Source organism: Streptomyces flaveolus, from assembly GCF_000716535.1.
Lineage (GTDB): Bacteria > Actinomycetota > Actinomycetes > Streptomycetales > Streptomycetaceae > Streptomyces > Streptomyces flaveolus_A.
This window is the reverse complement of record NZ_JNWV01000013.1, coordinates 1-13,394: the sequence shown is the minus strand read 5'-3', so window position 1 is coordinate 13,394 and position 13,394 is coordinate 1. Positions and strand designations below refer to the sequence as shown.

Below are 13,394 nucleotides of genomic sequence, written 5' to 3'. Positions count from 1 at the left end.
GTCGATCGCCACTGTTCGCACAGTGCCTATGTGACAGGAATTTCGCATGACGGAGCAGCACGCACTCGGCGGGCGGAACATGGATCCGGCACCCACCGACGACACACATGACGACTCCGACTCCATCGCCCTGCCCATCCCGCCACCGGAGATCATCAGCGCCGCCCGTTTCGCCCGCGGCCAGTGGCTCAGAGAGGTCGATCCCTTCTGGGCGGACGAGGAGGATGTGCCGTCCTGGGCGATCGTCGGCGAGTGGCAGACCGATTCCAGAGGGCTGATCGTCGCCTGGCGTCCGAATGACGATTACCGGCCCTCCCCCCTGGCCCTCGGCTGGGCCGAACCGACGGATCCGGTGGACGAGGCGATGCAGGCGGCGGCGACCGGATTCGGACCTGTCGGGGCAGTCCTGGAGGCCCTCGTCGAGGCCGAGGAGGTCGCCGTCCTCACCACGCTGGACGGCTCCTTCGTCACCGCCCTCTCCCACGACGGCGCCGAGGTGGTCCCCGTCTACACGGCCCCGGACCAGTTGCTGGGCGTCGGCCGCCTGACCGCGCATACGGCGCCCGTCGCCGAGTTGCTGGACGGGCTCCCTGACGGCCACGAGTTCTACCTCAACCCCGCCGGTCCGGTCGCCATGCGCGTGCGGACCGAGGCGCTGCGGGAGGCGGTGCGGGAGGCGGTGGCCCGGTCGTCGGCCGAAGCCGAGCGCCCGGAAGACCTGTCGCCGGACCTCGAACCGCCCTTCGTGCCCGTGCCCACACAGTCCGCGGAGGCCGAGGAGCCGCTTCAGGCCTCCGTCGGTCCCTGACCCCACCGGCACGGCGGTCGGACGCCGCCCGCCGTGCCGGCCCGGCCGAGGAGATGGATGCCGGCGGGAGCTGCCCGAGAAGCCGGTGCGCGAGCTGGGCTGTAGCGGCCTCGGCGCTCCAGGTGTGCAACGGGAGCAGCGGGCAGAAGTGGACGGCGGGCGCCAACGGCAGCCTGGTCCGAAGGACTCCTGCGGCCGGTGTGTTCAGCGGCGGGCCCGGCCGCAGGAAGGGAGCGGCCGCCCCGCGTTCTTCCCTGGCGTGAGGGCGGCCGCTTCACCCCCGGCCCGCCCCCTCAACCCGCTCATGAAGCCGACGTGATCAGTGCATGGTCGTCCGCCCGCGCGGGCGACACCGCGGCCGGCAGGCCGGACGGCGGCGGGGCGATCCTGCGGGCGCGGAGGTCGATCCGCGCCCCCAGGGTGCGAACGACGGCCGCCTCCTCCCCGCTCGAAGGGGTCCTCGTCAGCTCGCGCGTCGTCGGTCTGAGTGAGGGCGGAGCACGGTGGATGACCGTTCAGGTCGACGTCGTCCCAGCGGACCTCGAAGGGCCTCGTCAGTTCCTCGGACATGTCACAAGGCCGGCCTTTCCGAACGCCACGGTCCGCGCAGGCGGGCGATGTGTCAGCGGGGTGGTACCTCCACCCGTTCGACGCTGCCACGGCCGGCGTCGGTCTAGGCCGCGCCCGCGGTGCCCTTGTCGAACTGCCGGCGGTCCACGTCCGACATGCCGCCCCAGATCCCGTAGGCCTCCCCGTGCTTGAGGGCCGTGGCCGCGCAGATGTCGGCGACCTCGCACCGGCCGCAGATGCGCCGGGCACGCTCCTCCCGGTCGCGGCGCGCCCGCCCCCGCTCCCCCGGCGGGGAGAAGAAGGTGGAACTGCTCATGCCGCGGCAGGCGGCACTCTGCTGCCACTGCCAGTCGCTGAGGAGGGGCCGCGGGTTGCTAGGCATCGTCTTCCTTTCCATGAGGGGTGTGTGACAGTCGTTCGGGACGCACGTCCCGGTATCCGCTCGCTCGTGCTGTGCCGGCGGTGGACGCCTCACTCCGCCAGCTGGACAAGCTCGTCCCAGTCGACCCCGTCCAGTTCGGCCCCGCGCGGCACCATCGTGTAGGTCCCGTCGAGCCACGTCGTGACCGGTTCGGCGGGAATCTCGAAGAGCGCCGTGTGGGCGCCTCCCACCCGCACGCAGAAGGTGGACGGTTCGCCGTCGAGGTCACACACCGGCCAGAGCACCACATCACCCTCGCCCACCCGGGCGGACATGCCGTCGGCCAGCAGATCCCGGGAGAAGACCCAGCGCACCGGCCGCTCGCCGTCGGCGTCGAGGACCAGGGTGACGGCCAGCGGGTCATGGGCGTCGTAGGAGATCTCGGAGTTCAGGGTGAGGGTGAGGTCCGAGGTCACCCAGTGTGTGACCTCCAGTGAGAGCTGGCACTTCTTCATGGTCGCCTCCTCGGGGCTCGGCCGGTCGACCGGCCTGGAAACGTGGGTTGTCGTGCTCCTGCGGTCCCGCCGCGCGGCTGTCTGCGAGTGCGCCGCCCCGGCCGGGGCTCGCCTCAGTCGATCGCGCGGAGGGTGCGGGGGTGCCGTCGTGCGGCGGCGAACGCCTCGACCGCGCCGATGGCCATCAGTACGGAGCCGCCGACGTCGGCCAGCTGCCCCAGGGACGAGAAGGGGAAGGCGGTCAGGAACAGACCCGCCGAGACGATCACCGCGTTCAGGACGTCGTCGTAGACGAAGACGTGGCTCACCGAGGCCGAGGTGGCCGAGACGGCCATGGTGAGTCCCCGCATCAGCCAGCCGCAGCCGGTCCACAGCCCGAGCAGGAACACGGTGTCGGTCCAACCGAGGAAAAGAGCGGCGCCGAGCAGCAGGGCGGCGAAGCCTCCGGCGGACAGCATCCAGCGGACCGATGCCGACGCCTTCGACTCGTGGACCGCCAGCAGTTGCAGGATCCCTTGGACGGCCAGGTGCACGCCGAAGAACTCCCCGGCCTGCGTCACCGTACGGACGGGCGCCAGGATCAGCGCGCCACCGACGGCGGCCGAGACCAGCGAACCGGCCAGCATCGCCCCCCGGGTGAGGCCACCGCCCGGGCCGGCGACCATCCGGACGCCCGTGCTGCCCAGGGGGTGACGGACCTCGGCCCGAATGGTTTCCAGCTGTGCCATGCCCAGTTCCCGTTCGTCAGCCGCAGGCGTCCGGTGCGCTGCGGGCCTATCTTGTTCTGTCGGTCAAACGTGTCGGTTCCGGCGGGTCGGTCGGCGCGAAACGTGTCCAGCGTTGGCGGCTGTCCGTCGCATCGCGTCGGCCCGGTACAACGCCCTTCCGCAAGCCGGCCCTCCGACCCCCGTGGTGGCGGGTCGGCCGGCCGGGAACCCCCCGGATACAAGCGTTAGTCTCGAAGCGGGCCGCGTCCGGGTCTGTCGTGTGCTCCCTCTGCCTTCCTAGGGGCTCCCCCACGCCTGTGTAGGGCCCACCCCACACCGCGGCGAGCATCGGCTGCGTGACGTGCGGCGATGCGCTCGCGCCGGCCGGGCCGCGCCGACCGGATCCGGGGTGGAACACGTCCAGACGTCGGGTTGTCCCCACATCACCCGTGGAGTACGCCCCCCTGCGCCTCTCAGGTGTGCTTGACAGCCACTGGACGCGACGGCGACACATCCTGTGTCACGCACCGAGGACACACCACGTGTGCGGGCCCTCGACGAGGTGCGGACGCGGCAGGCCGCTTTCGGCTCGCCCGTGCCGCACAGCACGGAGCACCGCGCCGGCCGCACGGCACACGGACCACTGGAGGCTGCCTTGATCCGGGCGACTGACATCCCGCCGACGACAGACGGCACCGCCGTCCCCGTGCCCGCGGCGGTCCCGCGCGGGCACCGGCGCGAGCGGGAGCAGCTCCGTCAGCGGGTGCTGCGGCTCCTCCACCGTGCGGAGGGCGGGGTGCTGTGGATCGAGGGGCCCGCCGGCGCCGGGAAGTCCCGTCTGCTGGCCTCGGCCGCCGAGGAGGCGGCCGGGGCGCTGGTCCTGACCGGCAGCGGCGTCGCCGGGCAGGGCATGCCACCGCTGGCTCCGCTGCTGGAGGCCCTCGGCTCGACGCGGTGCGAGCCGGGATGGCCGTACCCCGAGGCGGGTTCTCCGTACGAGTGGCTGCGGCGGGTGGAGGACGGCCTGCGGGACCTCGCCCGCGACCGGCCGCTCGTCGTCGTCCTCGACGACGTGCAGCACTGCGACGAGCTGACCCTGCTCGCGGTGCGCCGGCTCACCGCGCGGCTCGCCGGGCTGCCGCTGCTGTGGGTGCTCGCCGCGCGGTCCCACCTCGACGTGCCGGCCGTGGAGTCGCTGCGGCGCGATCTGCTCATCGAGCGGGCGGTCGCCCTCGACATCGCGCCCCTGGACCCGGACACCGTACGGCTGCTGGTCCGGGACCTGCTGGGGCCGCGGGCCCCGCAGGCGGATCCGTACCTGCCCCTGTGCGGCGGCCTGCCGGGTGCCGTCCGGCAGCTGTGCGCACTCCTCACCTCGCGGACCGGAACCACCGGCGGTACCCGTGCCGGTGAGGACCCGGTGGCCGGGGTCTTCGCCGCCCACAGGCTCGACCAGCTGACGCAGCCGGCGAAGGAGCTGGTGCTGATCGCCTCCGCGCTGGGCGACAGCCTCACCGTCCGGCACCTGTCCCGGGTGCTCGGCCGCGGCGAGTCCGCCCTGCTGCGCCCCCTGCGCGAGGTGCTGGCGGCCGGGCTGATGCGGGCCGAGCAGCACCATCTCGCCTTCGCGCACCCGTCGGTGCGTGACGCCGTCGCCGCCACCCTGCCGCCGCCCGTACGGCTGTCCGTGCGCCGGCGCTCGGTCGACCTGCGGCTCGCGGACGGCACGCCTGCGGTGGCGCTCGCGGCCGAGATCGCCGAACTGGCCGAGCCCGGCGACGAGCACGCGATCCGCGTCCTGGAGGCCGCTGCCCGGGAACTGGCGCCCCACTCGCCCGCGACGGCGGCGGCACACCTGCGCCGCGCGCTGGAGCTGAGCCATGACGCCGCACCCCGGCGCATGCGGCTGGCGGCGCGCCTGATTCCGCTGCTGTGGGAGACCGGCGAGTCCGACGAGGCCCGCGCCCTGGCCCGCGAGGTCGTCCAGGTGCCGCCGGACGCGGCCACCCACGCGCGGGTGTGCCTGGAGCTGACCCGGATGGGCGGCCGGTTCCCGGTGGCCCAGGCCGAGGCGCATCTGCGCCGGGCCCTGGGCCACCGCGGCGTGCCGCAGCCGGTGAAGGACCAGCTGCTGTCGACGACGCTGCTGAGCCGTCTGCTGGCGGGCGAGGCCGAGGAGGCCGGCGGAGCGCTGGCCGGGTCCCTGGCGCGCGCCCGCGGCACACACCCGCTGAACGACCTGACCCAGCGCACCCTCCGCTCGATGAGCGCCTGCCACCGGCAGCGGTGGACCGAGGCGCTGAGCCACAGCGACTCGGTGCCCGCGACGGCCGCCGAACTGGACCCGGCGTACGGACCCGCCCTCCCCGAAGTGGTCCTGTCGACGGTCTGGAGGGCCGCCCTGCTGGGCATGGCCGGCGACGACACGGCCGCCACGGACCTGGTGGAAGGCGGACTGGCCGACGCGGAGCAGCGAGGCCGGCGGGCGTACCTGCCGCTGTGGCGCACCGCGCGGGCCCGGCTGCTGCTGGACGGCGGCCGGCTGCCGGAGGCGGCACGGGAACTCGCGGCGGCCGGGACCGGACCGCACGCGCCGGGGACGTCCGCGGCGAGTGAGGCGGCCGTGCTGTGCACCCGGGCCCGGATCGCGTTCCACACCGGGGACGACGAAGGGCTGGAGGCGTGTTCGGCCCTGGCGGAGGCCTGCCCGGAGGGCGAGGACCGGCAGGTGCGCAGGGCCGGTGCGTGGATCGCGGTCCTGACCGCCCTGTACCGGGACGAGACCCTGACCCGTCACCAGCTCGGCGCGGCCGCCGCCCACCTGCGCCGCGGCTTCCTCCACGCGACCTGCCTCGACGCCGGGGACGTGGTGCTGCTCGTGGCGGCCGCGCTCGCCTCCGGGCAGCGCGACTTGGCCGCCGCGGCGGTGGAGTTCGCCGAGGAACGGGCCCGGCTCAACCCCGGCCTGCCGCTGTTCGCGGGTGCTGCCGCGCACGCCCGGGGCCTGTTCACCCGGGACGCGGAACTGCTCGCCGAGGCGGCGGAACACCATGGGGCCGCCCGTCCCCTGCTGCGGGCCCGCGCCCTGGAGGACGCCGGGGAGTGCGGCGCCGCGGCCGACGCCGCCACGGCCCGGTCCCGCTTCGAGGAGGCGTTCCGGCTCTACACCGCGTGCGGGGCGGAGCGCGACTCGCGGCGGGTGCACGGCCGGCTCCGCAAGCTCGGCGTCCGGCTGCTCAGCACGGCGGGCGCCGCCCCTGCCGCCCCGGAGCCGGAATGGCGCGGGCTGACCAGGTCCGAACTCGGCGTGGTGCGGCTGATCGCCCACGGTGCCACCAATCGCGAGGCGGCGGAGCGGCTGTTCCTCTCCCCGCACACCGTGAACACACACCTGCGGCACGCCTTCGAGAAGCTCGGCGTCCGCTCCCGGGTCCAGCTGGCGCGCCTCTACGCGCGAGAGGTCGACTCGACAGCGGTCTCCGCGTGAGCGGCCGGCGCCACTCCCGGCACGCTCGACGGTACGCGGGAGGGAACCGCGTATCTGAGGTCGCCCACGACAGGTGTCGCCCACGGGGAGCCGGGTGTCTCGGAACAAGGCTTCGTCGGACTGCCCCTCGCGCACCCGGCCGCCGATGTGCTCGCTCGGAACGCCGAGCTGCTCGCGGAGTTCCGCCGCCGCGGCCTGCCCGTCGTCCTCGTCAACGTCGCCGGAGGCCCCGCCGGGCGCAACGACCTCGGCGCGAGCTTCCCCACCCCGACTGCGGAGTGGACCGAACTGGTCCCGGAGCTGGGCGCCACCGACGGCGACCACCTGGTGACCAAGTACTCGCGCAGCGCCTTCACCAAGACCGGCCTGAACGAGTGGCTGCGCGAACGAGGCGTGACCCAGGTCGTCGTCACCGGCATCGCCACCAGCAGCGGCGTGGAGTCCACCGTCCGTGACGCGCACGAGCAGGGCTTCCACGTCACGGTTCCGCTCGACGCGGTCACCGACACCGACGGCGCGGCGCACGATCACACCATCGCCAAGATCTACCCGCGCATCGCCGAGACCGGCACCACCAAGGACGTCCTGGCCGCTCTCGCCGACGCGAGCTGAGCCTCGCGCCCGCCCGGACATCGCCCCGGCCGCCTACTGGTGGCCGGGGTGATGTCCCGTCCGGCGCGACGATCGGTGCCGATCACGTTCCTCGTCAACTCGACACGACACACCGCAGGCTAAGATTCCGACATGAGCCAACCACTGCGGGCGGTGCTCGGAGAAGACCAGCCGATCGTACGCGAGGGCATCGCGACCATCCTGCGCCACGCGGGCATCGACGTCGTCGCGTCCGTCGACAACGCGGTGGACCTCGTCCGCGCCGCCGAGGAGCACCGGCCCGACGTGGTGATCACCGACATCCGGATGCCGCCGGCCCTGGAGGCCGATGGCCTGGACGCCGTACGGAAGATCCGCGCGGCGCGGCCGGAGACCGCCGTGATCGTCCTCTCCCAGTTCCTCGACGCCTCCTACGCGCTCGACCTGGTCGGGGACGATCCGAGCGGGGTGGGCTACCTGCTGAAGGAGAAGGTGGCCAGTCCCCAGATCCTCATAGACGCCGTCGAGCGGGTCGTGGCCCGTGACTCGGCCCTGGACCCGGACGTGATCTCGGCCCTGCTGGGACGCAAGCGCCCGGAGGACCCGCTGGCGGCGCTGACGCCGAAGGAGCGGGAGGTCCTGGCCCTGATGGCCGAGGGACACTCCAACACCGGGATATCCGAGAAGCTCTTCGTGAGCGTCGCCGCCGTGGAGCGGCACGTGACCGGCATCTTCATGAAGCTGGGGCTCAGCCAGACGGCTTCCGGGCAGCACCGGCGGGTGCTGGCGGTGCTGCGCTACCTCGGACAGTGACGGGGTCGCCGGGGCTCACCGCCCGAGCCGGCCCCGGCTCATGGACGGGGCCCCGCACGTCGGGCCCTTACGACGCGGAGCGGGCGAACAGGCCCCGCAGGTCGGCGTCGAACAGCTTGTCCTTGGCGACGAAGGACTCGATTCCCGCTCTCTGCAGTTCCTCCTGCGACCAGAACGACTTGTCCGTGGAGGTCAGCACGATCCGCGGCGGATCGTCCTCCTCGGTCAGCTGACGGGCCACGCTCAGTCCGTCCAGGTCCGGCAGGTGCAGGTCGAGCAGCAGTCCGTCGGGGCGGTGTGCCCGCACCGCGGCCAGGGCCGAGGCGCCGTCCCGGGACTCCGCCACGACACGCAGGCCCCGTGCCGTCAGCAGCGTCGTGGCGATGCGGCGGAATCCGGGGTCGTCGTCGACGACGACGATGTTGATGCACATGGCATCAGCATGCCCAACGGTCGGACGGCGGGACCATAGGGGGAGCCCTACGGTTTGTGTATCACTCATGCAAGGGGACCTCCGCATGGGCCCTCGTGGCCGCCCTCACCGGACGGGCGGCTTCGGACGGGTTCCGCCTCGGCCGCCCGGGCTCGCCTCCCCGCTCGGCGGCCCGCTCGATCAGCGCGCGGGTACGCGGCGGCAGCTCCTCGCGCAGCGAGATGACCGTGCTGGTGCGCACGACGCCGGGAACGTCGAGGAGTTCCCCGGAGATGCGGTGCAGGTCCTCGGTGTCGCGGGCGACGATCTTCAGCAGCAGGTCGGCCTCGCCCGTGGTGGAGTGCATCTCGACCACTTCCGGGAAGGCCGCGAGCGCGACGATGGCCCGGCGCCCGGTGGTCTGGCTCAGCGCGACGGAGACGAAGGCGACGAGGCCGTGGCCGAGGGCCGCGGGATCGACGCGACGGGAGAACTCACGGACGGCGCCGTTCGTCCGCAGCCGCTGGAGCCGGGCGTGGAGTGTGTTGCGGGCGATGCCCAGCCGCTTGGCGAGGGCGAGGGCGGTGGCGTCGGGGTCGTCGTCGACGGCGAGCAGGATACGGGCGTCGAGAGCATCCATGGTGACCATTCTGATGTTCGGTGCTTATTACACGTATCATACTGCTCAGTGCCAAGTTGCTCTGTTGCGGGAACGCACACGTGTTTTGCACGCTGCCGACATGGCTCGATCCCTTGAAACCCCTCTGTCCGTGCCGTTCTGCGACTCGCCCGCCGCGCCGGCCGAGCGGGCGCGGCTCCTCGACGACCTCCGCCACCACCTGGCGACGGCGTGGGAGTCGTTCGACCGCCCGCGGCCGAGCGAACCGCACGTGGACGCGGAGCTGGTCGGCAGGCTCGGCGGCGCGCTGCCGGAGCTGCCGGGCGAGACACGTGCCGCGCTGGACGACGCGGTGCGCGTCCTGGAGGCCAGTGTGTCGCCGTCGCGACCGCTGTTCCTCGCCTACGTCGGCTCCACCGGTCTGGAGACGGGTGTGCTGGCCTCGGCGCTGTCCGCCGCGTACGACGCGAACCTCGCGACCGCCGCCGGGGCCGCCGATCTGCTCGACGAGCAGGCCGTGCGCTGGGTGGCCGAGTTCGTCGGCTACCCGATGGCGGAGGGACACTTCACCAGCGGCGGCCAGACCTCCAACTTCACCGCGCTGCTCGCGGCGCGGGAGCAGGCACTGCCGGGCGCCCGCGAGCAGGGGGTGGCCGGCCGTCGGGCCACCGTCTACTGCTCGGACGAGGCGCACCACTCCGTCGTACGGGCCGTGGAGGCGGCGGGACTGGGGCGCCGGGCGCTGCGCCGCATACCGACCGACGGGCGGCGCCGGATGCGGGCGGACCTGCTGCGCGCGGCCCTGGTGCGCGACCGGGCGGAGGGCTGCACCCCGGTCGCTGTCGTCGCGACCGCCGGCACCACGCTGACCGGGGCGGTCGACCCGCTCGCCGCGATCGCCGACGTGTGCGAGCGCGAGGGCGTGTGGCTGCACGTGGACGGCGCCTACGGCCTGCCGGCCGCCGCCACCGGGACGGCCGCGCACCTGTTCACCGGGCTCGACCGGGCGGACTCCGTCACCGTCGACGCGCACAAGTGGCTCGGCGTGCAGAAGAGCTGCAGCGTGGTCCTGCTGCGGCGGCGCGGCCCGCTGCGGGCGGCGTTCGGCCACGAGGAGCGCTACATGCTCCACCAGGAGGACACCGCCAACCCGGTCGACCACACCTTCGAGTACTCGCGCCCCTTCCGCTCCCTGCGCCTGTGGCTGTCCCTGCGGGTGCACGGCGCCGACCGGTTCCGTGCCTGGATCGAGCGGACGCTCGCCAACGCCGCGCTGCTCGCCGACGAGGTGCGGGCGCACGCCTCGTTCGAGCTGCTGCACGAGCCGATGCTGTCGACCGTCTGCTTCCGGCACCTCGTTCCCGGGATGAGCGACGCCGAACTAGACATCCACAACGAGCGCCTCGCCCACGCCATGCAGGCAGACGGCCGTGTCTTCCTCGCACCCGCCGTCGTCGACGGCCGCACCTGCCTGCGCACCTGCTTCGTGAACTTCCGGACCACCCCCGACGCCGTGCAGACGGTGCTGGAGGTGGCGGACGAACTGGGCCTGGCCCTCCACCCCGAGAGCGGCGTCACCCAGGCGCACCTGTAGGGAGGGCCCTACACACACCGCTGCGGAAACATGGGGCCCGCTCCATCGCGTCGGCCGTCCGCAGGGAGAAACATATGTCCTACCCCCGAGGAAACGCCGCGGCCCCCAGGGACGCACGGACCGCGGCAGGCGTTACCGGGCACCTGTGAGGGATGGGTGCCCGGTGACGCCGTTTCCCCGGAGAGCCGCCCAGTGCCCGGGCCGGTCAGCCGCACCCGGGCCGGTCAGGTGTCCAGCAGGCTCTGCGTCGTCTTCCGCAGCGTCTCGGCGACGTTCCCCCTGTCGTCGAGGTACCCGCCGGCCATCGCCCCGTCCCGCAGGACGACCAGCGCCCGTGCCACGCCCTCGGGGTCCGGGTGGCCCGCCTCCTCGGCCGCGCCTCGCAGGACGTCCAGGAACCACCGGCGGTGCTCCGCGACGCAGCGGCGCACCGGGTGCCCGGGGTCGGGGTGTTCGGCGGCGGCGTTGAGGAAACCGCAGCCCCTGAACCCCGGCCGCCGCACGCTGTCACCGGTCATCGTCATGAGGGCGAGCAGGGCCTCGCGTCCCCGGTGGGCGGAGAGGATGGCGGCCACCTCCTGGCGCACGCGCGCGTCCCGCTGCCGCAGGTAGGACAGGACCAGGCCCTCCTTGCCGGCGAAGTGGCGGTAGAAGGTGGCCCGGGTGACCTTGGCCTCGGTGACCAGCTGTTCCACGCCGACGGTGTGGATGCCGTGCTCGTAGAACAGCCGGGCCGCTGTGCCCAGCAGCCGGTCTCGCGGATGCGTGTGGTGGGTGGCGCCCGACGTCATGGCAGCAGGGTACGGAAAGCCCGCACCGGGCGGGCGGCCCACAGGTGGATCCCATGGGTCACCACGGTGCCCGGGGCGCACCCGGCCCACGAGGTGCGCCCACCCGCCGTCAGTAGGTGGTCACGAGGGGCTTCGTCTCGTCGACGACGTATGTGGAGAGCATCATCGTCGTCACCGTGCCGACGTTGCGGGCGTTGTGGACGGCGCCGTCGGGGATGAAGAACGGGTCCCCCGTGCGCAGCCTGAGGGGCGGCCTGTCGTCGAACTCCATCAGGACGTCGCCGTGGATGATGTAGCCGACCTCGATGCCGGGGTGGCTGTGCCGGCCCGATTCCTTGTGGCGCGGGATCTGCACGAGCGTCTGCACGGCCTCCCAGCCCTCGGCGGGCGAGGGGTGCTCCTGGAGCAGGGTGCGCGTCACGCCCGCGGTGGGATCGGGGTCCACCGGGTGGTGGGCGGTGGAGTGCCCGGCCGGCTCGGCCGCCGCGGCGGCGGTGGACGACAGGGCGAGGGCGCCGAGCGCGCCGGCCGCCGCGCCGCCACTCGTACGGAGCAGAAGGCGTCGGTCGATCATCGTGTGTTCCTCCTTGTCGGGCGCGGTCGGAGCCGCGCAGGCAGAACGACCGTTCTTTCTGCGAGGCAATCACACGTTTCCGCGCACACACAAGGGTGAATGTCGGCCACTCGGACACGTGTGCCGCGGGTGTCCCGACGGGATTCGCCGGTACGTTCTTCCACGGAACGTGAACTCCGGCCCCGTCCCGACCGTTCGGATACTGGGGAGACTCTCCGCGGACGTGGTGCCTGTCGGCTGGCGCCCGCTCCCGGAGAAGAGGGGGTGGTCGTCCTCGCTCCTGGGAAGAGGGCGGGGCGGCCACCCCGATGCCCGGTACGCCGCGCGCCGCTGACGTCCCCGGCCACGCCCCGGACACCCGCTCAGGGTGTCCGGAGACTTCCCGGGACGACCGCGTCGGTCAGCCGTTCTCGATGCGGCGGATCTGCTCGTCCACGGGGGTCGAGGGGGTGCGGGCCCGCAGGAACTCCTCGGTGGTGGGCAGCCGCAGCCGCAGTTCCGGTATCGCTTCGACGGTGACGCGTCCGTCGGCGAGCGTGAAGTCCAGGCTGTGGCCGCCACGCGTCCGGCTCCGGTCGACGAAGTGCAGGTGGTAGCCGGCGACGGACACACCCTGCTCGTAGTAGGGGGTGAAGAAGCCGGCGAGTGTGCCGGGCACCTCGGAGAAGGTGTTCTCCACCTGGCCGGCCGTCGCTTCGGCGAGGGGCGGGTACGGCCGGTGCTGCCGGGCCACGGTCCGTGTGCGCAGCTCGGTGAAGCGTCCGTCGATGCGTACCGCGTGCACCATGTTGGGGCTGGTCAGCAGTCCGCCCACGGCCTCTTCCGTCTCGGCCCGGGTCAGCGGCCCCGACAGCCTGGCACGCCGTTCGGGCCGGAAGCGGGTCACCGCGGCGAAGGGCGTCAGTTCCTCCCCGCCGGCCTCCTCGACCGAGCCGTCGGCGCGCAGGCGGTAGCAGGTCCCGTCGAGGACGAGCATCTCGCCGTCGAGCGCGTCGAACGTGCCGAGGCCGAAGTCGCCGTGGCGCAGCAGGCCGGCGACGGTGAGGTCACCGTCGTAGACCCCGGCGAGCAGGGCGGCGATGGTCGAGGTCTGGTAGAGGGCCGGCGGCGCCCCGCGGAACGGTGGCAGGCGCCGTAGCGCGGAGACGAACCGGTGCAGCCGGTCGGCCGCGGCTTCGGTCGGGGTCATGTCCTGTTCTCTCCTCACTCGAACGCGCCGGGGATCAGGTGCTCGCCCAGTTCGGTGTTGCGCGAGTAGTCGACCGGCACGTCGATGATCGTGGGTCCGTCGGCCTCGAGCGCCCCGCGCAGGGCGTCGCCGAACTCCTCCATGCTCCGCACGCGGACGCCCCGGGCGCCGAACGCCTCCGCGTAGGCGACGGCGTCGTAGTCGCCGAGGGCGACCCCGCTCCTGCGCCCGTACTTGAGGTCCTGCTGGAAACCGACCATGTCATAGCTTGATCTTTAACGGCCGACGTCGAATGGTGCGTCGAACTTGATCACTCGGTCCGGTATCCGCCGTACATGGAAGCGGCCTTCGCCTGAACATGTG

General features: G+C 73.1%; 14 protein-coding genes. 5 read left to right on the top strand and 9 right to left on the bottom strand.

The genetic code is table 11. From position 1 onward, the window contains the following. Positions 1-46: 46 nt before the first annotated feature. A complete protein-coding gene (locus tag OO52_RS15460; protein WP_234339533.1) occupies positions 47-808 on the top strand; it encodes a type VII secretion system-associated protein in 762 nt (253 codons plus the stop codon). Between the two features lie 673 nt (positions 809-1,481). On the opposite strand, the gene OO52_RS15455 is transcribed toward OO52_RS15460, so the two are convergent. The 3 genes from OO52_RS15455 to OO52_RS15445 form a co-directional block, all read right to left on the bottom strand. Further along, positions 1,482-1,760 carry a WhiB family transcriptional regulator gene (locus tag OO52_RS15455; protein WP_030644381.1) on the bottom strand — a complete coding sequence of 93 codons (279 nt, stop codon included), beginning with the start codon at positions 1,758-1,760 and terminating at the stop codon, positions 1,482-1,484. A gap of 89 nt (positions 1,761-1,849) precedes the next feature. Further along, the gene (locus OO52_RS15450; RefSeq protein WP_030644379.1) at positions 1,850-2,254 is read right to left on the bottom strand and encodes an SsgA family sporulation/cell division regulator; all 405 of its coding nucleotides are present in this window, start codon (positions 2,252-2,254) and stop codon (positions 1,850-1,852) included. Between the two features lie 113 nt (positions 2,255-2,367). Continuing rightward, positions 2,368-2,982 carry a hypothetical protein gene (locus tag OO52_RS15445; protein WP_030644377.1) on the bottom strand — a complete coding sequence of 205 codons (615 nt, stop codon included), beginning with the start codon at positions 2,980-2,982 and terminating at the stop codon, positions 2,368-2,370. Positions 2,983-3,616: 634 nt separating this feature from the next. On the opposite strand from OO52_RS15445, the gene OO52_RS15440 reads away from it, so the two are divergent. From OO52_RS15440 to OO52_RS15430, 3 genes are all read left to right on the top strand, one after another. Further along, positions 3,617-6,448, top strand: a complete 2,832-nt coding sequence (locus OO52_RS15440; protein ID WP_030644375.1) for a helix-turn-helix transcriptional regulator — start codon at positions 3,617-3,619, stop codon at positions 6,446-6,448. 54 nt (positions 6,449-6,502) lie between these two features. Then, positions 6,503-7,060: an isochorismatase family cysteine hydrolase gene (locus OO52_RS15435; RefSeq protein ID WP_030644372.1), complete on the top strand. Its 558-nt coding sequence runs from the start codon at positions 6,503-6,505 to the stop codon at positions 7,058-7,060. Positions 7,061-7,192: 132 nt separating this feature from the next. Further along, positions 7,193-7,852 carry a response regulator transcription factor gene (locus OO52_RS15430; protein WP_030644371.1) on the top strand — a complete coding sequence of 220 codons (660 nt, stop codon included), beginning with the start codon at positions 7,193-7,195 and terminating at the stop codon, positions 7,850-7,852. Positions 7,853-7,919: 67 nt separating this feature from the next. Here the strand turns inward: OO52_RS15430 and OO52_RS15425 are convergent, their stop codons facing one another. Then, positions 7,920-8,285, bottom strand: coding sequence for a response regulator (locus OO52_RS15425; protein WP_030644368.1), 366 nt, complete (start codon positions 8,283-8,285; stop codon positions 7,920-7,922). A gap of 61 nt (positions 8,286-8,346) precedes the next feature. Continuing rightward, positions 8,347-8,904, bottom strand: coding sequence for an Lrp/AsnC family transcriptional regulator (locus OO52_RS15420; protein WP_199819928.1), 558 nt, complete (start codon positions 8,902-8,904; stop codon positions 8,347-8,349). 100 nt (positions 8,905-9,004) lie between these two features. Here OO52_RS15420 and OO52_RS15415 point away from each other — a divergent pair, with 100 nt between their 5' ends. After that, positions 9,005-10,477, top strand: a complete 1,473-nt coding sequence (locus tag OO52_RS15415) for a pyridoxal phosphate-dependent decarboxylase family protein (RefSeq protein WP_051818410.1) — start codon at positions 9,005-9,007, stop codon at positions 10,475-10,477. Between the two features lie 224 nt (positions 10,478-10,701). On the opposite strand, the gene OO52_RS15410 is transcribed toward OO52_RS15415, so the two are convergent. The 4 genes from OO52_RS15410 to OO52_RS15395 form a co-directional block, all read right to left on the bottom strand. Continuing rightward, on the bottom strand, positions 10,702-11,268 hold the full coding sequence (locus OO52_RS15410) for a TetR/AcrR family transcriptional regulator (RefSeq protein WP_030644362.1): 567 nt from the start codon (positions 11,266-11,268) through the stop codon (positions 10,702-10,704). A gap of 109 nt (positions 11,269-11,377) precedes the next feature. Further along, complete coding sequence (locus OO52_RS15405; protein ID WP_030644360.1) at positions 11,378-11,842, bottom strand: cupin domain-containing protein; 465 nt, start codon at positions 11,840-11,842, stop codon at positions 11,378-11,380. A 400-nt stretch (positions 11,843-12,242) separates the two neighbouring features. Then, positions 12,243-13,031 (bottom strand): acetolactate decarboxylase, encoded by a 789-nt coding sequence (budA, locus tag OO52_RS15400; protein WP_030644357.1) that lies wholly within the window; start codon positions 13,029-13,031, stop codon positions 12,243-12,245. A gap of 14 nt (positions 13,032-13,045) precedes the next feature. After that, positions 13,046-13,291: a thiamine pyrophosphate-dependent enzyme gene (locus OO52_RS15395; protein ID WP_030644354.1), complete on the bottom strand. Its 246-nt coding sequence runs from the start codon at positions 13,289-13,291 to the stop codon at positions 13,046-13,048. Between the last annotated feature and the right edge of the window lie 103 nt (positions 13,292-13,394).

Bases quoted from the DNA above. Each gene is read 5' to 3' on its own strand.
- OO52_RS15460 (WP_234339533.1), top strand. From the start codon at position 47: ATGACGGAGCAGCACGCACTCGGCGGGCGGAACATGGATCCGGCACCC.
- OO52_RS15455 (WP_030644381.1), bottom strand. From the start codon at position 1,760: ATGCCTAGCAACCCGCGGCCCCTCCTCAGCGACTGGCAGTGGCAGCAG.
- OO52_RS15450 (WP_030644379.1), bottom strand. From the start codon at position 2,254: ATGAAGAAGTGCCAGCTCTCACTGGAGGTCACACACTGGGTGACCTCG.
- OO52_RS15445 (WP_030644377.1), bottom strand. From the start codon at position 2,982: ATGGCACAGCTGGAAACCATTCGGGCCGAGGTCCGTCACCCCCTGGGC.
- OO52_RS15430 (WP_030644371.1), top strand. From the start codon at position 7,193: ATGAGCCAACCACTGCGGGCGGTGCTCGGAGAAGACCAGCCGATCGTA.
- OO52_RS15425 (WP_030644368.1), bottom strand. From the start codon at position 8,285: ATGTGCATCAACATCGTCGTCGTCGACGACGACCCCGGATTCCGCCGC.
- OO52_RS15420 (WP_199819928.1), bottom strand. From the start codon at position 8,904: ATGGATGCTCTCGACGCCCGTATCCTGCTCGCCGTCGACGACGACCCC.
- OO52_RS15415 (WP_051818410.1), top strand. From the start codon at position 9,005: ATGGCTCGATCCCTTGAAACCCCTCTGTCCGTGCCGTTCTGCGACTCG.
- OO52_RS15410 (WP_030644362.1), bottom strand. From the start codon at position 11,268: ATGACGTCGGGCGCCACCCACCACACGCATCCGCGAGACCGGCTGCTG.
- OO52_RS15405 (WP_030644360.1), bottom strand. From the start codon at position 11,842: ATGATCGACCGACGCCTTCTGCTCCGTACGAGTGGCGGCGCGGCGGCC.
- budA (WP_030644357.1), bottom strand. From the start codon at position 13,031: ATGACCCCGACCGAAGCCGCGGCCGACCGGCTGCACCGGTTCGTCTCC.
- OO52_RS15395 (WP_030644354.1), bottom strand. From the start codon at position 13,291: ATGGTCGGTTTCCAGCAGGACCTCAAGTACGGGCGCAGGAGCGGGGTC.